A 22,506-nucleotide genomic window follows, 5' to 3' on the forward strand; every position below is an offset into this window, starting at 1 on the left:
GCGCCGGGGGCTCCGCCGTCCGTCAGCGGGCGAGCACGAGGGTGGTGGGGGACGGGGTGTCCAGGAAGCGGATGTCCTCGAACCCAGCGGCGGTGAGCCACGCGTGGTAGTCGCGGCGGCACCACGTCGAGCCGTGCCGGCTCTTGAGCAGCATCTCCCCGGCGAAGGTCAGGGCGAAGGGCGGGCCGCTGCGGTCGTCGTCGGTGATGTAGTCCGAGACGACCAGCGTGCCGCCGGGCCGCAGTGCCCTGCGTATCCGGGCGAAGACCGCCCGGTTGGCCTCGGGACCCTCCTGGTGGGCGATGTTGGAGTACATGACGACGTCGTGCTCGCCGTCGCCGAAGTCGACGGTGTGGAAGTCGCCGTCGACGTGGTCGACCCGGTCGCCGACGCCCTGTTCGGCCAGCAGCCGCCGGGCGATGGCGTTGATCGGCGCCCAGTCGATCTGGGTGGCCCGGGCGTCGGGGTTGATGCCCAGCCAGACGGCGGAGCAGACTCCGGAACCGCCGCCGATGTCGAGGATCGAGACCTTCCCGGCGTCGGCCAGCCCGAGTTCCCCGGCCGCGAGGTGCGCGACGGGCACGGACTGCGCGGCGATGGCCTGGACGAGGTTCTCCCAGTGCGGGTTGTCGGCGACCTCCACCACCGCGTCCGTCACCGGCCCTCCGGCGCGCACGACGTCGGGCAGTGCGGCCAGCGAGCCCAGGTGGCCCATCTTGAGGCGGGCGAACCCGGTGAGGGAGACGGGCCGGCCGGACACGAGGAAGGCGGCCGCCTCCGGGGTGTTGCGGTAGCGGCCCCCGTCCACCTCGACCAGGTCCAGGGCGACCAGGCCGTCCAGCAGGGCCTGGGCGCCGCGGGGGGCGATCCCGGCCCGTGCGGCCAGCGCGTCCGGGGTGCCGGCGCCGTCCTCCAGGTGGGTGAACAGGTCGTACGTCGCCGCCGTGCCCAGGATGCCGGTGGCCCAGTAGCCGTTGATCATCCGCATGATCCGGTCGGACGTGGGTCCGGCCGGTGTGCCGGCGGTGCGGTCGGTGCCGGTGCTGCTCATCAGATCCTCCCTGCGTACGGGCGCGGCGCGGCCACGGCGGCCGGGTGCTCGCTGTGCTGGTGGGCCGTGCCGTCGACCCAGGTGCCCAGGGCCATCTCGGCGGTGATGCCGGGGCCGAAGCCGGCGATCACCCCGGTGGCGCCGGTGGGCAGCGGCCCCTCCTCGAAGCGTCTGCGCAGCGCGTCGAGCACCACGGCGCTGGCGATGTTCCCGTACTCGGTCAGCGTCCCCCAGCTGTGCCGGAAGACCGTGCGGTCGACCCCGAGGTACTTGGCGAGGTCGTCCAGGATCCGGGGGCCGCCGGCGTGGATGACGTAGAAGTCGAGGTCGGCGGCGTCCCAGCCGTGGCCGGCGGCGAGGTCGCGCAGCACGGGGGCGAGCGGCTCCATGGTGCCCGGCACCCGGCGGTCGAGCTGGAAGTGGAACCCGGTGTCGCGGACGGCGTACGAGATCCAGTCCTCGGTGTTCGGGATCAGGTACGAGGCGTTGCGCCGCAGCTCGACCCCGGTGACGCCGGGGCCGCCGCGACCGCGCACCACGGCCGCCGCGACCGCGTCGCCGAACAGTCCGTCGGACAGCAGCGAGCCGATGTCGTCGGCGTCGGGCTGGTAGCACAGCGAGCACAGCTCGCACGAGACGATCAGCACGTTGCTGTCGGGGTGGGCGGCGCAGAAGTCGTGGGCGCGGTTGATGGCCGCCCCGCCGGCCGCGCAGCCGAGTTGCGCGATGGGCAGTTGCCGGGTGTCGTAGCGGAACCCCATGGTGTTGATCAGCCATGCGGTGAGCGAGGGCATCATGAATCCGGTGCACGACACATAGATGATCGCGTCGATGTCCTCGGCGCGCAGCATCGCGTTCGCCAGGGCCTCCTCGACGGCCTCGGGGCAGCGCTTCTTCGATTCCGTCTCGTAGATGCGGTTCCGTTCCTCGAAACCGGGGTGGCCCAGGGTCTTCTCGATGGGCTGCACGATGTGCCGTTTCTGCACTCCGGTGTTCTCTATCAGCCGGAGCGCGAGCGGGAGCTGCGGCTTTCCCGCGTGGGCTTTCCTGGCGAATTCCAGGGTCTGCTCCATGGTGATGATGTATTCCGGTACGCGCACCGCGGGCTTGCAGAGGATGGGCATGTCCGGCGTCCGCCTCTCGGGAAGTCTGCTGTCGGTCAGGGGTTCGGTGTCGTCCGTGGCGACGGGTGCCGCGGAGCACGGCCGGGCGGCGCCCCGGTCAGCTCGGGCGCAGGTTGTTCTTCAGCTCGGCCCGCAGCACGTCCACGACGCGTTCGACCTGGTCCGGGCGGAGTTCGGCGTGCATGGGGATGGCCAGGTTGCGCTGGAAGAGGTCCGCCGAGACCGGGCAGCTCTGCGCGGCGTCGTACACCGGCTGGAGATGGCTGGCCCAGGTGCCGTGCCCGCAGCCGATGCCCTGGGCGCGCAGCGAGGCGGCGAGCCCGGACCGGTCGACGCGCGGGTCGAGGGTCACCAGGTAGGACTGCCAGGCGTGGGTGCGGTCGGCGGGCACGTGCGGCACCGTGAGCAGTTCCTCGCCGGCGAGCGCCTCCGTGTACGCCGCCGCGATCCGGCCGCGGCGTTCGAGGAGTTCGTCGACCCGTGCGAGCTGCACCTGGAGGATGGCGGCGGCGATGTCGGACAGCTTGTAGTTGTAGCCGATGTCGGTGAACGCCGGGATGGGCAGGCCGACCACCTGGGCCTGGTCGTAGATGCTGCCGATGCCGAACGACGAGCGCAGCCGGGCGTCCGCGCCGATCACCGGGTCGGCGGCGAGCAGTGCGCCGCCCTCGCCGCTGCTGGCGCCCTTGCGGCCGTGGAAGGACAGGCAGGCCACCGGCGCGAGCGCGCCGGCCGGGCGGCCCTGGTAGGTGGCGCCGACCGCGCAGGCGGCGTCCTCGACGACGAACAGGCCGTGGCGGTCGGCGACGGCCATCAGCGCGGTGTAGTCGGCGGGCAGACCGACGGTGTCCACCGCGATCACGCCCACGGTGCGCGGTCCGATCAGGTCCGCCACCGCCTGCGGGTCGACGGTGCCGGTGTCGCGGCGCACGTCCGCGAAGACGGGGGTCGCGCCGACGTAGCGCACGGCGTGGGCCGGGGCGGGGAAGGTGTAGTCGGCGACGATCACCTCGTCGCCGGGCTCGACGCCGAGCGCCAGCATGGCCAGGTGGAGCGCCGCGCCGCAGTTGCTCAGCGCGACCGCGTCACCGACGCCGTAGCGCTGGGCGAGCTGGGCCTCGAGTGCCTTGCCCTTCGGGCCCTGGCCGGCCGGCCAGCCCGAGGCGAACACCTCTGCGACGGCGGCGAGTTCCCGGTCGCCGAGGCTCGCGTGCACGAGCGGAATGCTGTCCGTGGTGGTCACGGTCATCGGAGGTCACCCCTCAGCTCTTCGTGTCCGGTCGGGTGTGCGCTGGTCATGCCGCGGGCCGCCCGGCCGGTGCCGGGGTGGGCGGGGTGAAGCGGAGCGGGGTGATCTGCTGGACGTCGTAGCGCTTGCGCATCCGCTCCACGGCCTCGGAGTCGACGGTCCGGCCGGCGGCGAAGATCTCGACGATCTCCTCGAAGTACCGCTCGTGGTCCGGCGAGGGGGAGCTCTGGAAGAGCATGCGGGCCGGCCGGTCGGTGGCGTTGCGGAAGGCGTGCGGGCAGCCCGGCGGGACGAACATGCAGCTGCCCGTCACCGCCCGGGCGGCACGGTCGCCGCCCGGGGACTCCCAGCCGTGCCAGGTGTCGTGGGTCCGCTCGGTGGGCTCGAACGCGAAGAGCTCCAACTCCCCCTCCAGGACGTAGAAGAACTCCTGGGAGTGGCTGTGGGTGTGCGCGCCGACGTCGAACCCCGGGGGCACGACCACCTCGAACACGGAGGACGAGGAGCCGTCCGCGGCCGTGACCTTGAAGGTCACGTCCTGCGCTTTCGTGACGAGTTTCCGGCCCTGGCCGGGCGGGACGATGAGACCGCTCATGCTGGTGTCGCTCTCTCGGGTGGAATGCGGACGCGGAAGGACGGGGAAATCCGGGGAACCGGATGATTCGGGGCGACCGCGGGCGTCTTCCGGCACGTCGGGAAAAAGGTGCCGCGGCCGGGCCGGCCGGCCTCCGCAGTGAGAATGCCAGCGGTGACTTGGGGACCACTGGGTCCGGGATTGGCGCCTGCTTGCCGGAAGCGGAGGCCAACTCGCCGCGTATTCCACGGCAAGGGACGGCGTCGAGGATGCGTTTCGCGGCCCGTCGGTCACCGTCGGGACGGCTGCATCCGTTACGGAATTCCAGAATCCATCCCGAGGGGGAAATCATGCCGTCCGCCCCGCATCGAGTTCTGCTGGCCGAGCCCCGGGGAGCCTGCGCCGGAGTGCACCGGGCCGTCGAGACGGTGGAACGCGCCCTCCAGCTGCACGGCGCGCCCGTCTACGTACGCAAGCAGATCGTGCACAACGAGCATGTCGTGCGGGACCTGGAGGGCAAGGGCGCCCGTTTCGTCGACTCGGAGGAGGAGGTGCCGGCCGGTGCCGTGTGCATCTTCTCCGCGCACGGGGTGTCCCCGCAGGTCCGCGACAACGCCCGGCGGCGCGGGCTCACGGTCGTCGACGCGACGTGCCCGCTCGTGGCCAAGGTCCACCAGGAGGCCGTCCGGTTCGCCCGGGACAAGGACACGCTGATCCTCGTCGGGCACGTCGGCCACGAGGAGATCGAGGGCACGTTCGGGGAGGCCCCGGAACGCACCGTCGTCGTCGGCAGCGTGGAGGAGGCCGGACGGCTCGACCTGCCGCCGGGGACTTCGGCCGCGTATCTCACCCAGACCACGCTGTCGGTGGACGACACGGCCGAGATCGTGGCCGTCCTCGAGGAGCGGTTCCCGGGGCTGACCGGTCCGGGCAGCGCCGACATCTGCTACGCCAGCCAGAACCGGCAGAACGCGGTGAAGGCGATCGCGGGCCGCAGCGACCTGGTCCTGGTCGTCGGCTCGGCCAACTCCAGCAACTCGGTGCGCCTGGTGGAGGTCGCCCGGGCCGCGGGCGCCGACGCCCGGCTGCTGCCCGACCCGGACCTGCTCGACCCCGCCTGGCTGGAGGGCGTCGGCACGGTGGGCCTCACGGCCGGCGCGAGCGCCCCCGAGGTGCTGGTGGAACGGGCGCTGCGCCGGCTGGCGGACCTGGGCTTCGGGGACGTCGAGACGGAGGTGACGGCCACCGAGAACGTGACGTTCCGGCTGCCGCCGGAGCTGGAGGACGCGGTGGCGCCGGCCGGCGCGGACGGCGGTGCGGCGACGGTGCGGGAGCGTGCCGGAGCGGAGGAGGAGACCTGCGGCAAGCTGCTGGACCGGGTCGACCGGCGGATCGGGGAGCTGCTGAGTGCCGAGGAGGCGCGCTGGAGCACCGTCGACCCCCGGGTGGCGGTGCCGGTGGCGGCCGTCGCGGAGCTGGTCGCCGCGGGGGGCAAGCGGCTGCGTCCCCTGTTCTGCGTCACCGGCTACCTGGCGGCCGGCGGCGCCGCCGCGGACGAGGACACGGTCGTGGACGCGGCGGCGGCGCTCGAGCTGCTGCACGCGTTCGCGCTCATCCACGACGACATCATGGACAACTCGCCCACCCGGCGCGGCGTCCCGACCGTCCACGCCGCGTACACGGACCTGCACGCGCGCCGCGCCTGGGCCGGGGAGTCGCGCCGGTACGGGGAGGCCGTCGCCCTGCTCGCCGGGGACCTGGCGCTCAGCTACGCGAACCGGCTGGCGAGCAGGCTGACCGGCCCGGCGGCACAGGTGTGGCACGAGCTGGTCACGGAGATGATCATCGGCCAGCAGCTGGACGTCGCCCTGGCCGCCGAGGTGGAGCCGGACGCGGACCTGGCCCGCTGGGTCGCCGTCTGCAAGTCCGGCCGCTACACCATCCACCGCCCGCTGGCCCTCGGCGCGGCCGTCGCCGGACGCCCGGGGCTGCACTCGGTCTTCGAGGCGTACGGGGTGGCGGCCGGCGAGGCGTTCCAGCTGCGGGACGACCTGCTCGACGCGTTCGGCGACGCGACGGCGACCGGCAAGCCGACCGGCCTGGACCTCAGCGAGCACAAGATGACGCTGCTGATCGCACTGGGCGCGGCCAGGGACCCGCGGGTCGCCCGGCTGGTCGAGGACAGCCGCCACGCCGACTGGAATCCGGCGGAGCTCCGTGCCGCCCTGCTCGCCTCCGGGGTGCGCGCGGAGGTCGAGGAGCGGATCGACGCCCTGGTCGCCGACGCCCGTACGGCCCTGGCGGACGCCGGCCTGCCCGGCCACTGGCGCCTGCGTCTCGAGGAACTGGCCGACATGGTCGCCTACCGCGACCGCTGATCCGGCGCCCGCACCCGTTGCCCATCCGCACCATCGCTCCGCAGGACGCACAGGAGACCTCATGGGAAGCACGTTGCTGTACAAGCTGAGCCACCGGCCGAACCGCGCACCGGCCCCGTCGGTGCACCAGCGCGGCCTCTACCTCGGCGTGGTCCCGGAGCGGGCCGCGCGCGTCCGGGGCGGCATGCCGCTGGTCCTCGACCACGACCTCGACGTCCTGCCGGAGGCCGGACGGAGACTGACGGTACGTCAGCTCGCGGACCACGTGGCGGACGTCGCGAACCGGTTCGCCGCCGCCGGGGTGCGCCGCGGCGGTCATGTGGTGATCTGCAAGGCCCCCAACTTCGATCTCTGGCTGCTGGCGACGGCGGTGGAGCGCATCGGCGCGGTCCCGGTCATGCTGTCGCAGCACCTGGACTCCGAGGCGATCGGCGCCCTGCTGGCCCGGCTGGAGCGGCCGCACCTGGTCACCGACGGGCCCAAGCTCCGTGCCCTGACCGGGGACGGCGTGGATCTGAAGGCGCTCACCCGGGGCGTGATCGGTGTGGGCGACGCCGGTCCGGGGGCGGTGGCGCTCGACGGGCTGGACGGCTCGGTGCCGGTGCGGCCGGTCCTGCGCGGCCTGGACGACCCGGCCATGATCACTCACACGTCCGGCACCACGGGTCTGCCCAAGCTGGTCGTGCACACCCCGCGGACGATGCGGTCCCGGCTGCGCCCGCAGCTGTTCCTGCTGGGGCTGATGAGGAAGCGGGGGACCGTGGCGATCCACCTCCCCTTCGGCCACTCCCGGACCTTCGCGGCGATGTCGCTCTGCCTCCTCCAGGGGATGCCGGCGCTGCTGGTGAAGGACGGCGCCCCGGACGCCGTCGCGGCGTTCTTCGCCGAGCGCCGCCCCTGGCTGATAGAGGCGCTGCCCAACTCCTTCATGGTGTGGGAGGACGTGGCCGACGACGCGCGCCGCCCGTTCTCGTCGGTGAAGTACTTCAGCAGCACCTTCGACGCGATCCACCCGAGGACGGTGCGCCGTCTGCTGCACGCCTCCGACCGGCGGGCGCAGTTCTTCCAGATCTACGGGCAGAGCGAGGTCGGCCCCGCGGCCGGCCGGCCGTACTTCCGCCGGTTCGTCCACCGGATGGACGGACGCTGCGTGGGCTACCCCCTGCCGGGCAGCGCCCGGGTGAGGCTGGTGAGCCGGGACGGCAGGCGGCCATCGCAGGCCAACCCCGGTTTCATCGAGGTCCGTTGGGACGGGCTGGCGAAGACGTACCACGGCGAGCAGGAGCGCTACGACGCCAATCTGCACGACGGCTGGTGGCGCACCGGGGACGTCGGCTACCGCACCTCGTTCGGCTGCCTGCACATGCTCGACCGGGAGTTCGACACGATCCCCGGGGTGGGCAGCAACCTCGAGATCGAGGACGTGCTCCTGGACGAGCTGGCGGAGCTCGCCGAGGTCGTCGTGGTACCGGGCCCCGGGTCCACCGCGGTCCCGGTCGTCTGCACCCACGGCGACGAGCCCCTGGACCCGGACCGCTGGCGCGCCGCCACGGCCGCCTATCCGCAGCTGGCGGAGCCGGTCCGGATCCCGCTGGCCGAACTGCCCCGCACCGCCACGCTGAAGACCCGCCGGGTCGAGCTCTCCCGCCGCCTCGAGGCCGGCCTGTAGGCCCCGGAGGTCACCAGGCGCCGTGGTCGAGCAGGCCCAGGACGAGGACGGCCACGGCGGTGATCAGGAAGACGATCCCGCCCACGATGTCGCGGGAACCGACCCGCAGGTGGGCGATGATCGCGCCGATGAAGTACAGGATGAGGCCGCAGGCGGCGAGGGTGCCCAGTACCGGTACGGCGAGCCCGGCCAGCAGCCCCACGGTGCCCGCCGCCAGCAACGACCCGAGGACCGGGACGTACTTCCGGGGGATGCCCTTCATGTCCGCCTGGGTCTTGGGGTATTCGTGGCCGATCAGGTACGTGACGGCGGCGGCACCGTTGAAGACCGCGCCGATGATGGTGACCGTGACGAAGGCGATGTACACGTTCTCTCCGCTCTGTGGAGACAAGGGTGCCGGGTGCACCAGTGGCCGGATGACCTGGTGGCCGCCGCGCAGCACCACGACGCGTCGGTGCTGTCGGCTCGGGACGCTTTTGTGCGGTGATGATCGTACAGGTCACCCCGGTACGGAACAGGCCTTACTCGCCACTCTTCAGCCACAACTGGCCGGATACGGACGGGAGTTCACTCGCGGGTGGTCCGGCCCCACGGGGCACGCGCGCACCGGGAGGGCGCGGGGCTCTCCGCACGCTCCCGGAAGGCTGTGAGTATGCACGACCGGGACGGGACGCGGGGTGCTTTCCGGCGATCGCGCCGGGCCCTTCGAGGAGGCGGTCCGCGCGGGGGCCCGCCCGGCACGGGCGGTGGACGACGCGCCGTCGCCCGTCACGGGCGGTCGTGACGGGCGACGGTGCGGTCCGGGCCGGCCGCGGCCTCAGCCCTTGGCCAGCGTGACGTCCCGCTCCTGCCACGCGTGGAAGTACGGCAGCGGCAGGATGCCGAGCGGCCGCAGCTCCAGCAGGGTCGCCTTGACGTGGGCCGTGCCGGGACGCAGCGCGCGGGAGGGCGTGCCGGTGTTGGCCCAGCGGTGCTGGCGGCCGTCGCACACCGCGCGGGTGCCGCCGATGCCGTACTCGTTGGAGCCCTTGTCCTGGCTCACGGACGAGCTGACGTAGACCGGGCCGGTGCCGCCGGAGCAGCGGTAGGTGCCGGTCAGGGTGATGCTGCCGTCCGCGGCGATGCGGCCGGCGCGGTCCACGGTCACCACCTGGGCCGGGTCCGCGGTCACCGTGTCGGCGGCGTCGGCCATCGCGGGGGCGGCGAGCAGGATCAGGGTGGCGCCGGCGGCCGCTGCGAGGGCGGCGGGGCGTAGGGACATGGGGTACCTCCCGGTCGGTCGGAATGAGGGATTCCAGGGGTACCGGCCGGACGGCCCGAAGGGAGTGACCCTCACCCCTTCGGTGGCGAGTCCGCGCCTGCCGGCGGCCGCCCGGCGCGCGGCGGGCTCACGGCAGTACGGCGAAGCCGTCCAGTTCCACCAGCGCCCGCTCGTCCCACAGGCGTACGACCTGGACGACCGCCATCGCCGGGTAGTCGCGGCCGGCGAGCCGGTGCCAGATGCGGCCGAGGTCCCCGGCGTGGCCGCGGTAGTCGGCGACGTCGGTGGCGTAGACGGTGACGCGGGCCAGGTCGGCGGGGGTGCCGCCGGCGGCGCGCAGGGCGGCGAGGAGGTTGGCGAGGGCCTTCTCGAACTGCGCGGGAAGGGTGTCGCCGGTGATCCTCCCGTCCGTGTCGAGCGCGGTCTGGCCGGCCAGGAAGACGACCCGGGTGCCGGTGGCGACGACGGCGTGGGAGAAGCCGGTGGGCGGGGAGAGGCCGGGCGGGTTCACGCGTTCGGCGGTCATGCGCCGGCCTCCTCGGTCGTGTGCGTGCGGTACAGCTCCTTGGCGATGATGTCGCGCTGCACCTCGCTCGCGCCCTCGTAGACGCGGGGGGCGCGGACCTCCCGGTAGAGGTGTTCGAGGAGGTGGCCGCGTTGCAGGGCGCGGGCGCCGTGCAGCTGGACGGCCCTGTCGACGACGTACTGGGCGGTCTCGGTGGCGAGCAGCTTGGCCATCGCGGCCCGCCCCGGCACGTCCGGCGCGTTCTCGTCGTACGCCGTCGCCGCCGCGTACACCATGAGGCGGGCCGCCTCGGTGCGCAGGGCCATCTCGGCGACCTGGTGGGAGACGGTCTGGAGGTCGCGGAGTTTGCCGCCGAAGGCGTCGCGGGCGCCGGTGTGGGCCAGCGTGGCGTCCAGGGCGGCGCGGGCCATGCCGACGGCGAAGGCGCCGACGCTGGGGCGGAACAGGTTGAGGGTGCCCATGGCGACGCGGAAGCCGCGGTCCGGCTCGCCCAGGACGTCGTCGGCGGTGACGGGCACCGCGTCGAAGGACAGGGCGCCGATGGGGTGGGGCGACAGCATGTCGAGGGGGCTGCCGGTGAGGCCGGGGCGGTCGGCCGGCACGAGGAAGGCGGTGACGCCGCGGGCCCCGGCGCCGGGGGTGGTACGGGCGAAGACCGTGTAGAAGTCGGCCTCGGGGGCGTTGGAGATCCAGCACTTCTCGCCGGTGAGCCGCCACGCGGAGCGGCCGTCCGCGTCCGCGGCCAGGGCGGTGCCGGCCGGCTCCGCCCTCAGGGTCAGGGCCGCCGCGTCCGAACCCGCGGCCGGCTCGCTGAGCGCGAAGGCGGCCACCGCGCTGCCGTCGCTCACCCGGGGCAGCCAGCGGGCGCGCTGCACCTCGGTCCCGTGGGCGTGCACCGGGTGGGCGCCGAGCCCCTGGAGGGCCAGGGCGGTCTCGGCCTCCGTGCAGGCGTAGGCGAGGGACTCGCGCATCAGGCACAGGTCGAGCGCGCCGGAGGTGAACAGGCGGGGCAGCAGGCCGAGGGCGCCGAGTTCGGCGACGAGGGGGCGGTTGACGTGGCCCGTCCCGCCCCGGTCGGCCAAGGGGCGCAGCCGTTCCGCGGCCAGGGCGCGCAGCCGCTCGCACCAGGCGAGTTGTTCCGGTTCGAGCGAGAATGCGGTCATCGCCGGTCCCTTCCCCTGCTCCCCCTGCCCGCCGGGTCACCCCCGAGGTTATCGCGCCCCGTTGACTGCCGTCACCGACACGATACGCTCGATGCGCGAGCCCACCACGACAAAGGGGGCGAACCGCCATGGCAGATCCGCACGCCGCGGAACCGCACCACGCGGAGCCGCACCGCGCCGGACCCCACCGCTCCGCCCACGTCGACACGTTCGCGCGCGAGCACCTGCCGCCCCCCGGTCAGTGGCCGGAGCTGCGCTTCGACCTGCCGGAGCTGCGCTACCCGGCCCGTCTGAACTGCGCCGCCGAACTGCTCACCGGCCCGCCCGGCGACCGTCCGGTCTTCCGCACCACGTCCGGGGACGGCTGGACGTACGGTCAGCTGCGGGCCCGCGTCGACCGGATCGCGCATCTGCTCACCGGCGACCTGGGGGTCGTGCCCGGCAACCGGGTGCTGCTGCGCGGCCCCACCACCCCCTGGCTGGCCGCCTGCTGGCTGGCGGTGCTGAAGGCGGGCGCGGTGGCGGTCACCGTGCTGGCGCAGGCGCGCCCGCACGAACTGAGCGCGATCTGCGAGATCGCGCGGGTGCGGCACGCCCTGTGCGACGTCCGCGCCGTCGACGACCTCGCCAGGGCGGAGGTCCCGGGGCTGCGCATCGCGGCGTACGGCGGGGACGCGCCCGACGACCTGCTGCGCCGGGCCGCGCCGGACACCCCCTTCCCGGCGGTGGCGACCGCGGCCGACGACGTGGCGCTGATCGCCTTCACCTCCGGCACCACCGGACGGCCCAAGGGGTGCATGCACTTCCACCGCGACGTGCTCGCGATCGCCGACACCTTCTCCCGGCACGTCCTGCGGCCGCGCGCGGACGACCTCTTCGCGGGCAGTCCGCCGCTCGGCTTCACCTTCGGGCTGGGCGGGCTGGTGATCTTCCCGATGCGGGCCGGAGCGAGCGCGCTGCTGCTCGAACAGGCCGGCCCGCGGCAGCTGTTGCCGGCCATCGCCGAGCACCGGGTCTCGGTGCTGTTCACCGCGCCGACGGCCTACCGGGCGATGCTGGACGAGCTGGACGCCCACGACGTGAGCTGCCTGCGGCGCTGCGTCTCGGCGGGCGAGAACCTGCCGGCGGCCACCTGGCACGCCTGGCACGAACGCACCGGCCTGCGCATCATCAACGGCATCGGCGCCACCGAGCTGCTGCACATCTTCGTCTCGGCGGCCGACGACGCGGTGCGGCCCGGCACCACGGGTGTCCCGGTGCCGGGGTGGCACGCGCGGGTGCAGGACGGGAACGGACTGCCCGTGCCGGACGGGGAGCCCGGGCTGCTGGCGGTGCGCGGGCCGGTCGGGTGCCGGTACCTCGCCGATCCGCGGCAGCGGGAGTACGTGCGCGACGGCTGGAACATCACCGGGGACACCTATGTGCGCGAGCCCGACGGGTACTTCCGGTACGTGGCACGAGCCGACGACATGATCATCTCCGCCGGGTACAACATCGCCGGGCCGGAGGTGGAGGACGCGCTGCTGCGGCATCCCGACGTGGTGGAGGCGGCGGTGGTGGGCCGGCCCGACCCGGCGCGCGGGCAGGTCGTGGTGGCCCACGCGGTGCTGAGGGACGGCGCCGAGCGGGACGCCGAGGCCCTGCGCGCGTTCCTCAAGGCCGAGCTGGCGCCGTACAAGTGCCCGCGGGAGATCCACTTCCGGGACGCCCTGCCGCGCACGGCGACCGGCAAGCTCCAGCGCTACCGGCTGCTGACGTCCCCCGAGACCCGGGGTGACCAGGGCTGATGCCGACGACCTAAGATGATCAACGTGTCCGACCAGCCCCCGCAGCACACCCCGAGGTCCCTGATCGTCACGCTCTACGGCGCGTACGGCCGGTTCGCGCCGGGCCCGGTGCCCGTCGCCGAGCTGATCCGGCTGCTGGCCGCGGTGGGGGTGGACGCGCCCTCCGTCCGTTCGTCGGTGTCGCGGCTGAAGCGGCGCGGACTGCTGCTGCCCGCCCGCACGGCACAGGGTGCGGCCGGTTACGAACTCTCGGCCGACGCGCGGCAGTTGCTGGAGGACGGGGACCGGCGCATCTACGCCACCGCGCCCCACCCCGACGAGGGCTGGGTGCTCGCCGTGTTCTCCGTGCCCGAGAAGGAGCGGCAGAAGCGGCATGTGCTGCGCTCGCGCCTGGCCGGCCTGGGCTTCGGCACCGCCGCCCCCGGTGTGTGGATCGCCCCGGCCCGGCTGTACGAGGAGTCCCGGCACACCCTGGGCCGCCTGGGCCTGGACGCCTACGTGGACTTCTTCCGCGGGGAGCACCTGGGCTTCTCCCCGACCGCCGAGGCGGTGGCGCGGTGGTGGGACCTGGCCGCGATCGCCGAGGCGCACGAGGCGTTCCTCGGCCGCCACGCCGGCGTGCTGCACGACTGGGAGCGCCGCCCGGACACCCCGCCCGAGGAGGCGTACCGGGACTACCTCCTGGTCCTGGACTCCTGGCGGCACCTCCCCTACGCCGACCCGGGCCTGCCGGCCCGGCTGCTGCCCGCCGACTGGCCCGGCACCCGCTCGGCGGCCGTCTTCCGGGCCCTGCACGAGCGCCTCCGGGACGCCGGCGCCGCCTTCGCGGCCCAGGAGCCGGCCTGAGCCGGTGGCATGATCCGCGTCACTTCCGTCCGCGATAAGGGAACCCTCAGCCGCCTCCGACCCTCTTCTCAGGTTTCCTGCCTAGCGTCCAGACCCATGAGTCTCACGCGTAGCTTGAACCGGGCCCTCACCGTCACCACCGGCCTCCAGGTGCGGAGAGCTCCCCGGCCCGCGGCGCCGAAGCCCGCGCCGGAGCCCGCTGAGCGCCGGGCGGCCCCGTACCGATGTCCGTCGGGCGAGGACCTGACGACCGAACGGCTGCTGCGGCGACCGGTCTTCATCATCTCGTCCATCCGCTCCGGCTCCACCCTGCTGCGCATGATGCTGGGCGCCCACCCGCGGCTGCACGCCCCGCACGAGCTGCACCTCGGCCGCATGGAGGTCACCTGCACCAACTGGTTCTCCCAGCGGGCGATGGGCGCCCTGGGCCTGGAGCGCGGCGACCTGGAGCACCTGCTGTGGGACCGCGTCCTGCACCGCGAACTGGCCCGGTCAGGCAAGGACTTCGTCGTCGAGAAGACGCCGGCCAACGTCTACATGCACCGGCGCCTGAAGGACTGCTGGCCCGACGCCCGGTTCGTGTTCCTGCTGCGCCACCCCGAGTCGATCGCCCGCTCCTGGCACGAGAGCGACCCCGTCAAGCGGCCCTACGACAAGGCCGTCGGGGACGTGCTGCCCTACCTGGCCGCCGTCGAGGAGGCCCGCACGGCCGACGCCGACGGCTTCACCGTGCGCTACGAGGACATCACCGCCGCCCCCGAACGGGAGATGCGCCGCCTGTGCGCGTTCCTCGGCCTCGACTACGCGCCGGCCATGCTGCACTACGGCGAGAAGAGCGACGCCGAACTGGTCAGGGGCCTCGGTGACTGGCGCGACAAGGTCCGCACCGGCACGGTGCAGCCGGGCCGCCCGTTGCCCGAGGCGGACCGGGTCCCCGCGGCGCTGCGCGCGACGTGCGCGGCCTGGGGCTATCCGTCCTGAGCCGGGTCAGTCGCGCAGCGCGAGCCGGGGCTTGGGGGCGTCGGTGCGTCCGGTCTGCGGGCGGCGGCTGCCCGCCCGGTAGGGCGCGGGCCAGACGGCGCCCGGGCCCGTGTAGCCCTGCTCGGCCGCCGCGTGCAGCGTCCAGTGCGGGTCGTACAGGTGGGGGCGGGCGAGGGCGCACAGGTCGGCGCGTCCGGCCAGGATCAGCGAGTTGACGTCGTCCCAGGAGGAGATCGCACCGACGGCGATCACCGGAACCCCCGCCTCGTGCCGGACGCGTTCCGCGAAGGGCGTCTGGTACGACCGCCCGAACTCCGGCCGTTCGTCGGCCACGACCTGCCCCGTGGACACGTCGACGGCGTCGGCGCCGTGCGCGGCGAAGGCGCGGGCGATCTCCACGGCGTCGTCGGCGCTCGTGCCGCCCTCGGCCCAGTCGGTCGCGGAGATCCGGACGGTCATGGGCCGTTCCCCGGGCCAGACGGCGCGTACGGCGTCGAAGACCTCCAGCGGGAAGCGGAGCCGCTTCTCCAGGGTGCCGCCGTAGGCGTCGGTGCGGCGGTTGGTGAGCGGGGAGAGGAAGCCGGAGAGCAGATAGCCGTGGGCGCAGTGCAGTTCGAGCAGGTCGAACCCCGCGCGCGCGGCCCGGACGGCGGCGGCCGTGAACTGCTCGCGCACGTCCGTCAGCTGTGCCCGGGACAGCTCGCGCGGAATCTGGCCGTCCGGCCGGTACGGCAGCGGGGAGGCGGCCACGAGGGGCCAGTTGCCCTCCGGGAGCGGCTCGTCCATGCCCTCCCACATCAGCCGGGTCGAGCCCTTGCGTCCGCTGTGCCCGAGCTGCACGCCGATCGCGGTGCCGGGCGCCCGGGCGTGCGCGAAGTCGGTGATCCGCCGCCATGCCTCGGCCTGCCGCCCGGTGTACAGGCCGGCGCAGCCGGGGGTGATGCGGCCCTCCGCGCTGACGCACACCATCTCCGTCATCACCAGTCCCGCGCCGCCCAGCGCCCTGGCGCCCAGGTGGACCAGGTGGAAGTCGCCGGGGACGCCGTCGACGGCGGAGTACATGTCCATCGGGGAGACGACGACGCGGTTGCGCAGGGTCAGACCGCGCAGCCGGAACGGGGTGAACATCGGGGGTGTGCCGGGCGGGCAGCCGAACTCGCGCTCGACGGCGTCGGTGAAGCGGGGGTCGCGCAGCCGCAGGTTGTCGTGGGTGACGCGGCGGCTGCGGGTGAGCAGGCTGAAGGCGAACCGGCGGGGCGGCAGGCCGGCGTACCGCTGGAGGTCCTCGAACCACTCCAGGCTGGCGCGGGCCGCCCGCTGGGTCGAGGCGACGACGGGACGGCGCTCCTCCTCGTAGGCGGCCAGGGCCTCCTTGAGCGAGGGCTGCTCGTCCAGGCAGGCGGCGAGCGCGAGGGCGTCCTCGACGGCGAGCTTGGTGCCGGAGCCGATGGAGAAGTGGGCCGTGTGGGCGGCGTCGCCGAGGAGGACGACGTTGCCGTGCGACCAGCGTTCGTTGACGACCGTGCGGAAGGTGGTCCACGCCGACCTGTTGGACCTGAGCGGCCGGCCCCCGAGGGCGTCGGCGAAGATCCGGGCGCAGCGGTCGGCGGACTCCCGCTCGTCCGCCTCGTCGAAGCCGGCCGCCCGCCACACCTCCTCGCGCATCTCGACGATGACGGTGGAGGCGTCGGCCGCGTAGGGGTAGCCGTGGAGCTGCACGACGCCGTGCTCGGTCTCGGCGATCTCGAAGCGGAAGGCGTCGAAGGCGAAGTCGGCGGCCAGCCAGATGTAGCGGCAGCGGTGGGCGGTGAGACGGGGGCGGAACACCTCCGCGTAGGCCTCCCGGGTGGTGCTGTGCACCCCGTCGGCGGCGACGACGAGGTCGTGGGTCCGCGCGAGCCGGTCCGGGTGCGGGGCCTCGGCGCGGAAGCGGAGCTCCACACCGAGGTCGCGGCAGCGGGTGTGCAGGATCTCCAGGAGGCGGCGGCGGCCGAGGGCGGCGAAGCGGTGTCCTCCGGAGGTCTGGCGGGTGCCCCGGTGGACGATGTCGATGTCGTCCCAGCGGACGAAGTCCCTGCGCAGGGCCGCGTAGACCTCCGGGTCGGCGTGTTCGATGCCGCCGAGGGTCTCGTCGGAGAGGACGACGCCGAAGCCGAAGGTGTCGTCGGGGGCGTTGCGCTCCCAGACGGTGACCTCGCGGCCGGGGTCGAGGCGCTTGAGGAGGGCGGCGGTGTAGAGGCCGCCGGGGCCGCCGCCGATGACCGCGACGCGGTCGGGACGGTCGCGCCCGTCGGGCGGGTGCGGTGTCGTCGTGGCCGGGCGCGCCCCGCGGCGGAGCCGCTGATCGGCACCGCCCCGCGCCCCTCGAGTCGGTACGGCCGAGGTCGGCATGGAGCTACCGTCCCCTCCACTTGGGCGGGCGCTTCTCCGTGAAGGCGGCGTGGAACTCCGCGTAGTCCTCGCCGTTCATCAGGAGGGCCTGGGTGGCGGCGTCCAGTTCCACCGCCGCCGCCAGGGGCATGTCCAGCTCGGCCGTCAGCAGCGCCTTGGTCTGGGCGTGCGCGAGGGCCGGGCCGTCGGCGAGGCGGCGGGCGAGGGTCCGCGCGGCCTCGCCGGAGTGGCCCTCGTCGGTGAGCTCGCTGATCAGGCCGATCCGCTCGGCCTCGGGCGCCCGCACCGGTTCGCCGAGCATCAGCAGGCGGGTGGCGTGGCCGAGGCCGACGACCCGGGGCAGCAGGTAGGCGGCCCCCATGTCGCCGCCGGACAGGCCGACGCGGGTGAAGAGGAACGCGAAGCGGGTGCTGGGGTCGGCGACGCGGAAGTCGGCCGCCAGGGCGAGGACGGCGCCCGCGCCGGCCGCGACGCCGTGCAGTGCGGCGATCACCGGGAAGGGGCACTCCCGCACGGCCCGCACGACCTGGCCGGTCATCCGGTTGAAGTCCAGGAGCTGCGCGGTGTCCATGGAGAGGGTGGCGCCGATGATCTCGTCGACGTCCCCGCCGGAGCAGAAGCCGCGGCCCTCGCCGGCCAGCACCAGGGCGCGTACGGACCGCTCCCGGGACAGCTCGGCGAGCAGGTCGCGCAGGTCGGCGTAGGCCTCGAAGGTCAGCGCGTTGAGCTTCTCGGGGCGGGCCAGGGTGACGGTGGCCACGCCGTCGGCGAGATCGACGCGCAGATGCCGCCAGTCGAAGGTGCGGCCGGCGGAGCCGGTGAAGGGACTCATGACGGGCGGCCTCCTGGGACGGGCACGGCATCACTGAGCGCTGCCCTTCGAAGCTATCACCGATCCGTGACCGTCGTCATGAGTGCGCGATAGGCCGACGGAGGCGGATGATCGGCTTCCGTCACGTCCGTCACCGGACGTCGACGGGGCGGTAACAGCGGGAGCGTCCGGGCGAGGCGGGGCGTTCACGGGGGTAGGCCGCCCGGTACCGGGGTCGAAGGTCCCGCGTGGTGCCCGTCGAAGGGCTCTGCCGGGCGGCGCCGTACCATTCATAAGGTTGCAAGCAGGACAGGACCGCCTGCCCCGGAACGGACTAGCCGTGCACGATCGCCCCTCTGCCCCCGCCCTCTGGCGCATCGCGCTGCCGCACACCACCGCGGCCGTGCCGGTGGCCCGTGCCCTGGTGCGCTCGGCGCTGGCCGAACTGGAGCACACGGCCGACGGCGACACCGCGGAGCTGCTGACGGCCGAGCTGGTCGCCAACGCCGTCGAGCACACCTCGGGCGGGGCCCCGATCGAGCTGGTGGTGGAGCTGCTGCCGACCGGCTGCCAGGTCGAGGTGCACGACCCCGACCCGCGGCCGCCGCGCGACCTCACGCGCCCGGACCAGGAGCCGCCCGACCCCTGGCAGGAGCACGGGCGCGGTCTCCTGCTGATCCGCGCCCTCAGCTCGTCCTGCGGTCACCGCCCCACCGACTCCGGCAAGGCGGTCTGGTTCAGGCTGCCTGGGGTTCCCGCTCAGCGGCGTCGCCCTCCGCGGTGAGCCCGGCCCGGGCGAGCCGGGAGTGCCGGCGCCCGTAGGCCGTGTAGACCAGCAGGCCCACCGCGAGGAACACGGCGAACTGGAGCCAGGTCGCCGGGCCCGTCTCGTAGATCAGGTAGAGGCAGAAGCCGACGCCGAGCAGCGGCGTCACCGGGTACAGCGGGACGCGGAAGGTGCGGGCGAGGCCCGGCTCGCGGCGGCGCAGGGCGATCACCGCGACGTTGACGGCGACCATCGTGGCCAGGGTGCCGATGGTGCACAGGTTGACCACCGCGTCCAGCGGCGCGAAGGCGGCCGGGAGCGCGAAGAGGACGCCGACGATCAGCGTGCCGGCGACGGGCGTGGCGGTGCGCGGCGAGACCTTCTCGAACACCGGCGGGACGAGTCCGTCGCGGGACATGGACAGCAGGATGCGGGTCTGGCCGTACATCACCGCGAGCACCACCGAGGCGATCGCCACCACCGCGCCGAAGGCGACGACGCCGCCGCCGACGGCGGAGCCGGTGACCCGGTCGACGACGTACGACAGCGCGGCCGGCCGGTCGCCGACCTCGCCGCCGCCGACGGCGCCGATCGCGGCGAGGGCGACCGCGCAGTACAGCAGGGTGACCAGGCCGATGCAGACGAGGATGGCGACAGGGATGTCGCGGCGCGGGTTCTTGGCCTCCTCACCGGCGGTGGTGATGGCGTCGAAGCCGATGTACGAGAAGAAGGCGGCCGTGGTGCCGGCGCCGATGCCGCCGAGGCCGGCCGGCGAGAACGGGGTGAGGTTGCCGTCCTCGAAGGCGAAGAAGCCGATGGCGCAGAAGGCGACGAGCACGGCGAGCTTGAGGACGGCCATCGCCGCGGTCGCCCGGGCGCTCTCGCGCACGCCCCGCACCAGCAGCACGCAGGCCAGGGCGATGACGACCACCGCGGGGAGGTTGACCAGGCCCCCGTCACCGGGGCCGGCGGAGAGCGCGTGCGGGAGCTGGAGGCCGATGACGCTGTCCAGCAGTTCGTTGACGTACTGGCTCCAGCCGACCGCGACCGCGGAGACCGACACGCCGTACTCCAGCAGGAGGCACCAGCCGACCAGGAACGCGGTGCGCTCGCCGAGTCCGGCGTAGGCGAAGGAGTACGACGATCCGGAGACGGGGATGGCGCCGCCCAGCTCGGCGAACGCGAACGCGGTGAAGACGCAGGTGATCGCGGCGAGCACGAAGGAGACGACGACGGCCGGGCCGGCCTCGGCGACCGAGTCCGACAGGCCGACGAAGATGCCGGTGCCGACGATGGCGCCGACGCCGAAGCAGACGAGCTGGAACAGCCCCATGGTGCGCTTCAGGCCGTGGCCTTCGCGGTCGGCACCGGATTCGGCGACGAGGAGGTGGGGCGACTTGACGCGGTGAGCGGGCATTGCGGGTGGTGCTCGTTTCTGGTGGTGCGGGGCGCGACGGTGGTCGCGGCCGGCGGCCCGGAAAAGGGGTGGCTCCGGACCGCCGGACAGCTTGTCGGTGCTGCTCAGGCGAGGGTGGCGACCAGGACGGCCTTGATGGTGTGCAGCCGGTTCTCCGCCTCGTCGAAGACGACCGAGTGCGCGGACTCGAAGACCTCGTCCGTGACCTCGAGGGAGTCCAGGCCGTGGGCCTCGAAGATCTCCTGGCCGACCTTGGTGCCCAGGTCGTGGAAGGCCGGCAGGCAGTGCAGGAACTTCACGTCCGGGTTGCCGGTGGCCCGCAGCACGTCCATGGTCACCGCGTAGGGGGACAGCGCGGCGATCCGCTCGGCCCAGACGTCCTTGGGCTCGCCCATGGACACCCAGACGTCCGTGACGACGAAGTCGGCGCCGCGGACGCCCTCGTCCAGGGCCTCGGTGAGGGTGACGCGTGCGCCGCTCTCCTCCGCGAGCTTCCGGGCCGTGTCGACGACCTCCTGGGCGGGCCAGTAGGCCTTCGGGGCGACGATGCGCACGTCCATGCCGAGCAGGGCGCCGGTGACCAGGTAGGAGTTGCCCATGTTGAAACGGGCGTCGCCGAGGTAGGCGAAGGAGATCTCCGGCAGGGGCTTGCCGCTGTGCTCGGTCATGGTGAGCACGTCGGCGAGCATCTGGGTGGGGTGCCAGTCGTCGGTGAGGCCGTTGTAGACGGGCACCCCGGCGTACGCGGCCAGCTCCTCGACCTTCTGCTGGCTGTCGCCGCGGTACTCGATGCCGTCGAACATCCGCCCGAGCACGCGGGCGGTGTCCTTCACCGACTCCTTGTGGCCGATCTGCGAGCCCGCGGGGTCGAGGTACGTGGTCGAGGCGCCCTGGTCGGCGGCGGCGACCTCGAAGGCGCAGCGGGTGCGCGTGGAGGTCTTCTCGAAGATCAGCGCGATGTTCCTGCCCCGCAGGTACGTTGTCTCGTTCCCGGCCTTCTTGGCGGCCTTCAGCTCCGCGGCCAGCGCGACCAGACCGCGGAACTCGTCCGCGGTGAGGTCGGTCTCCTTGAGGAAGTGGCGGCCGGCGAGGGCGGCCGGGACTGTCGCCATGGGGGCGCTCCAGAGGTACAGGGACAGGGACTCCTGGAAGTCTATACGAACTTCTGAATTTATATGCGGACTGTCCTCCCTAGACGGCCGCCCGCTCCACCGGACAGCTCATGCAGCGCGGCCCGCCCCGGCCCCGGCCCAGCTCGCTGCCCGGGATCTCGATCACCTCGATGCCCTGTTTGCGCAGGTGCGTGTTGGTGGTGGAGTTGCGTTCGTAGGCGACGACGACACCCGGCTCGACGGCCAGGACGTTGCAGCCGTCGTCCCACTGCTCGCGCTCGGCCGCGTGGACGTCCTGCGTCGCGGTCAGGACGCGGATCTCGCCCAGCCCGAGCGCCGCGGCGATCGCGCGGTGCATGTGCTCCGGCGGATGGTCGGTGACCTTCAGCTCCTTCTCGCTCACGCCCGGTTCGATGGTGTAGGAGCGCAGCATGCCGAGCCCGGCGTACTGCGTGAAGGTGTCGCCGTCGACCATCGTCATCACGGTGTCGAGGTGCATGACGGCCCGCCGCTTGGGCATGTCGAGGGCCACGATCGTGCGGGCGGAGCCGGCCGCGAACAGCTTGTGCGCGAGCATCTCGACGGCCTGGGGCGTGGTCCGCTCGCTCATGCCGATGAGCACCGCTCCGTTGCCGATGACCAGCACGTCGCCGCCCTCGATGGTGGAGGGGTAGTCGGCCTGCCCCTGTGACCACAGGTGGAACGTCTCGTCGCGGAAGAGCGGGTGGTGCCGGTAGATCGCCTCGAAGTGGACCGTCTCGCGCTGCCGGGCGGGCCAGCGCATGGCGTTGATGGAGACGCCGTCGTAGATCCAGGCCGAGGTGTCGCGGGTGAAGAGGTGGTTGGGCAGCGGGTCCAGCAGGAAGTCGTCCAGCTCCATGACGTGGAAGCGCACGGAGGTCGGCTCGGCGTGCGCGTCCAGGAACTCCCGCTTGGTCATGCCGCCGACCAGGGCCTCGGCGAGCTCGCGGCCGGGCAGGGTCTCGAAGGCGGCCCGGAGGTGGTCCGTGGCCAGCACTCCGTACTCCTTCTCGTCGAAGACCCGGTCCAGGACGAGCCGGCGGGCCGCCGGGACGTCCAGGGTCTCGGCGAGCAGGTCGCCGAAGAGGTGCACCTCGACCCCGCGGTCGCGGAGTACGTCGGCGAACCCGTCGTGCTCGGCGCGCGCCCGGCGCACCCAGAGCACGTCGTCGAAGAGAAGGGCGTCCTTGTTGCTGGGGGTGAGCCTTTTGAGCTCGAGATCCGGCCGGTGCAGGATGACGCGGCTGAGCCGCCCGGCTTCGGAGTCGACGTGGAATCCCATGCCTCCATCCTGACCATTCGGGCGCGCGTTCACCCCCCGCTCGCGCGGATACGCCGGTCTTCGCGCGCGGCCGGGGCGCCCGGCCGGCGCGGCGGGC

The 22,506-nt window shown here is 73.4% G+C and carries 19 protein-coding genes; 6 read left to right on the top strand and 13 right to left on the bottom strand.

The window, feature by feature from the left end; genetic code table 11:
• Positions 1-22 precede the first annotated feature (22 nt).
• From ACFWJB_RS34300 to ACFWJB_RS34315, 4 genes are all read right to left on the bottom strand, one after another.
• A complete protein-coding gene (locus ACFWJB_RS34300) occupies positions 23-1,051 on the bottom strand; it encodes a methyltransferase (protein WP_385469519.1) in 1,029 nt (342 codons plus the stop codon).
• Complete coding sequence (locus ACFWJB_RS34305; RefSeq protein ID WP_385469521.1) at positions 1,051-2,175, bottom strand: type III polyketide synthase; 1,125 nt, start codon at positions 2,173-2,175, stop codon at positions 1,051-1,053. The genes ACFWJB_RS34300 and ACFWJB_RS34305 overlap by 1 nt, the downstream gene beginning before the upstream one ends.
• A gap of 97 nt (positions 2,176-2,272) precedes the next feature.
• The gene (locus tag ACFWJB_RS34310; RefSeq protein ID WP_385469523.1) at positions 2,273-3,424 is read right to left on the bottom strand and encodes a DegT/DnrJ/EryC1/StrS family aminotransferase; all 1,152 of its coding nucleotides are present in this window, start codon (positions 3,422-3,424) and stop codon (positions 2,273-2,275) included.
• 46 nt (positions 3,425-3,470) lie between these two features.
• Positions 3,471-4,019, bottom strand: coding sequence for a cupin domain-containing protein (locus tag ACFWJB_RS34315; RefSeq protein ID WP_386927163.1), 549 nt, complete (start codon positions 4,017-4,019; stop codon positions 3,471-3,473).
• A 329-nt stretch (positions 4,020-4,348) separates the two neighbouring features.
• Between ACFWJB_RS34315 and ispH the strand changes: the two genes are divergently transcribed.
• Both ispH and ACFWJB_RS34325 read left to right on the top strand, forming a co-directional pair.
• Positions 4,349-6,376, top strand: coding sequence for a 4-hydroxy-3-methylbut-2-enyl diphosphate reductase (ispH, locus tag ACFWJB_RS34320; RefSeq protein WP_386927165.1), 2,028 nt, complete (start codon positions 4,349-4,351; stop codon positions 6,374-6,376).
• Positions 6,377-6,437: 61 nt separating this feature from the next.
• Positions 6,438-8,045 (top strand): class I adenylate-forming enzyme family protein, encoded by a 1,608-nt coding sequence (locus tag ACFWJB_RS34325; RefSeq protein ID WP_385469529.1) that lies wholly within the window; start codon positions 6,438-6,440, stop codon positions 8,043-8,045.
• A gap of 10 nt (positions 8,046-8,055) precedes the next feature.
• Here the strand turns inward: ACFWJB_RS34325 and ACFWJB_RS34330 are convergent, their stop codons facing one another.
• From ACFWJB_RS34330 to ACFWJB_RS34345, 4 genes are all read right to left on the bottom strand, one after another.
• Positions 8,056-8,412 carry a DoxX family protein gene (locus ACFWJB_RS34330; protein ID WP_385469531.1) on the bottom strand — a complete coding sequence of 119 codons (357 nt, stop codon included), beginning with the start codon at positions 8,410-8,412 and terminating at the stop codon, positions 8,056-8,058.
• Positions 8,413-8,862: 450 nt separating this feature from the next.
• Entirely contained in the window at positions 8,863-9,306 is a 444-nt protein-coding gene (locus ACFWJB_RS34335; protein ID WP_386927167.1) for a DUF6299 family protein, read from the bottom strand.
• A gap of 127 nt (positions 9,307-9,433) precedes the next feature.
• Positions 9,434-9,832 carry a RidA family protein gene (locus tag ACFWJB_RS34340; RefSeq protein WP_385469535.1) on the bottom strand — a complete coding sequence of 133 codons (399 nt, stop codon included), beginning with the start codon at positions 9,830-9,832 and terminating at the stop codon, positions 9,434-9,436.
• A complete protein-coding gene (locus tag ACFWJB_RS34345) occupies positions 9,829-10,995 on the bottom strand; it encodes an acyl-CoA dehydrogenase family protein (protein WP_385469537.1) in 1,167 nt (388 codons plus the stop codon). Before ACFWJB_RS34345 ends, ACFWJB_RS34340 begins: the two co-directional genes overlap by 4 nt.
• Before the next feature lie 65 nt (positions 10,996-11,060).
• Between ACFWJB_RS34345 and ACFWJB_RS34350 the strand changes: the two genes are divergently transcribed.
• The 3 genes from ACFWJB_RS34350 (at position 11,061) to ACFWJB_RS34360 (ending at position 14,609) form a co-directional block, all read left to right on the top strand.
• The gene (locus ACFWJB_RS34350; RefSeq protein WP_385469554.1) at positions 11,061-12,782 is read left to right on the top strand and encodes an AMP-binding protein; all 1,722 of its coding nucleotides are present in this window, start codon (positions 11,061-11,063) and stop codon (positions 12,780-12,782) included.
• A gap of 15 nt (positions 12,783-12,797) precedes the next feature.
• Positions 12,798-13,628: a PaaX family transcriptional regulator C-terminal domain-containing protein gene (locus tag ACFWJB_RS34355; RefSeq protein ID WP_386927170.1), complete on the top strand. Its 831-nt coding sequence runs from the start codon at positions 12,798-12,800 to the stop codon at positions 13,626-13,628.
• Positions 13,629-13,724: 96 nt separating this feature from the next.
• A complete protein-coding gene (locus ACFWJB_RS34360; RefSeq protein ID WP_385469541.1) occupies positions 13,725-14,609 on the top strand; it encodes a sulfotransferase family protein in 885 nt (294 codons plus the stop codon).
• 6 nt (positions 14,610-14,615) lie between these two features.
• On the opposite strand, the gene ACFWJB_RS34365 is transcribed toward ACFWJB_RS34360, so the two are convergent.
• Positions 14,616-17,000 carry a bifunctional salicylyl-CoA 5-hydroxylase/oxidoreductase gene (locus ACFWJB_RS34365; RefSeq protein ID WP_386927173.1) on the bottom strand — a complete coding sequence of 795 codons (2,385 nt, stop codon included), beginning with the start codon at positions 16,998-17,000 and terminating at the stop codon, positions 14,616-14,618.
• A gap of 4 nt (positions 17,001-17,004) precedes the next feature.
• Positions 17,005-17,832: an enoyl-CoA hydratase family protein gene (locus ACFWJB_RS34370; protein WP_385469545.1), complete on the bottom strand. Its 828-nt coding sequence runs from the start codon at positions 17,830-17,832 to the stop codon at positions 17,005-17,007.
• A gap of 319 nt (positions 17,833-18,151) precedes the next feature.
• On the opposite strand from ACFWJB_RS34370, the gene ACFWJB_RS34375 reads away from it, so the two are divergent.
• Entirely contained in the window at positions 18,152-18,595 is a 444-nt protein-coding gene (locus ACFWJB_RS34375) for an ATP-binding protein (protein WP_385469547.1), read from the top strand.
• Here ACFWJB_RS34375 and ACFWJB_RS34380 read toward each other — a convergent pair.
• From ACFWJB_RS34380 to ACFWJB_RS34390, 3 genes are all read right to left on the bottom strand, one after another.
• Complete coding sequence (locus tag ACFWJB_RS34380) at positions 18,549-19,994, bottom strand: amino acid permease (protein ID WP_386927176.1); 1,446 nt, start codon at positions 19,992-19,994, stop codon at positions 18,549-18,551. The genes ACFWJB_RS34375 and ACFWJB_RS34380 overlap by 47 nt on opposite strands.
• 104 nt (positions 19,995-20,098) lie before the next feature.
• On the bottom strand, positions 20,099-21,106 hold the full coding sequence (gene argF, locus ACFWJB_RS34385; protein WP_386927178.1) for an ornithine carbamoyltransferase: 1,008 nt from the start codon (positions 21,104-21,106) through the stop codon (positions 20,099-20,101).
• A gap of 79 nt (positions 21,107-21,185) precedes the next feature.
• Complete coding sequence (locus ACFWJB_RS34390; RefSeq protein ID WP_385469552.1) at positions 21,186-22,409, bottom strand: arginine deiminase; 1,224 nt, start codon at positions 22,407-22,409, stop codon at positions 21,186-21,188.
• Positions 22,410-22,506: the final 97 nt, after the last annotated feature.

It is taken from the genome of Streptomyces sp. NPDC127100 (genome assembly GCF_042724095.1).
In the GTDB taxonomy this organism is placed as follows: domain Bacteria; phylum Actinomycetota; class Actinomycetes; order Streptomycetales; family Streptomycetaceae; genus Streptomyces.

Excerpts from the sequence above, each read along its gene's own strand:
- ACFWJB_RS34325 (WP_385469529.1), top strand. The coding sequence starts at position 6,438 with ATGGGAAGCACGTTGCTGTACAAGCTGAGCCACCGGCCGAACCGCGCA.
- ACFWJB_RS34310 (WP_385469523.1), bottom strand. The coding sequence starts at position 3,424 with ATGACCGTGACCACCACGGACAGCATTCCGCTCGTGCACGCGAGCCTC.
- ACFWJB_RS34335 (WP_386927167.1), bottom strand. The coding sequence starts at position 9,306 with ATGTCCCTACGCCCCGCCGCCCTCGCAGCGGCCGCCGGCGCCACCCTG.
- ACFWJB_RS34345 (WP_385469537.1), bottom strand. The coding sequence starts at position 10,995 with ATGACCGCATTCTCGCTCGAACCGGAACAACTCGCCTGGTGCGAGCGG.
- ispH (WP_386927165.1), top strand. The coding sequence starts at position 4,349 with ATGCCGTCCGCCCCGCATCGAGTTCTGCTGGCCGAGCCCCGGGGAGCC.
- ACFWJB_RS34360 (WP_385469541.1), top strand. The coding sequence starts at position 13,725 with ATGAGTCTCACGCGTAGCTTGAACCGGGCCCTCACCGTCACCACCGGC.
- ACFWJB_RS34370 (WP_385469545.1), bottom strand. The coding sequence starts at position 17,832 with ATGAGTCCCTTCACCGGCTCCGCCGGCCGCACCTTCGACTGGCGGCAT.
- ACFWJB_RS34340 (WP_385469535.1), bottom strand. The coding sequence starts at position 9,832 with ATGACCGCCGAACGCGTGAACCCGCCCGGCCTCTCCCCGCCCACCGGC.
- argF (WP_386927178.1), bottom strand. The coding sequence starts at position 21,106 with ATGGCGACAGTCCCGGCCGCCCTCGCCGGCCGCCACTTCCTCAAGGAG.
- ACFWJB_RS34380 (WP_386927176.1), bottom strand. The coding sequence starts at position 19,994 with ATGCCCGCTCACCGCGTCAAGTCGCCCCACCTCCTCGTCGCCGAATCC.
- ACFWJB_RS34300 (WP_385469519.1), bottom strand. The coding sequence starts at position 1,051 with ATGAGCAGCACCGGCACCGACCGCACCGCCGGCACACCGGCCGGACCC.
- ACFWJB_RS34305 (WP_385469521.1), bottom strand. The coding sequence starts at position 2,175 with ATGCCCATCCTCTGCAAGCCCGCGGTGCGCGTACCGGAATACATCATC.
- ACFWJB_RS34365 (WP_386927173.1), bottom strand. The coding sequence starts at position 17,000 with ATGCCGACCTCGGCCGTACCGACTCGAGGGGCGCGGGGCGGTGCCGAT.
- ACFWJB_RS34390 (WP_385469552.1), bottom strand. The coding sequence starts at position 22,409 with ATGGGATTCCACGTCGACTCCGAAGCCGGGCGGCTCAGCCGCGTCATC.
- ACFWJB_RS34315 (WP_386927163.1), bottom strand. The coding sequence starts at position 4,019 with ATGAGCGGTCTCATCGTCCCGCCCGGCCAGGGCCGGAAACTCGTCACG.
- ACFWJB_RS34355 (WP_386927170.1), top strand. The coding sequence starts at position 12,798 with ATGATCAACGTGTCCGACCAGCCCCCGCAGCACACCCCGAGGTCCCTG.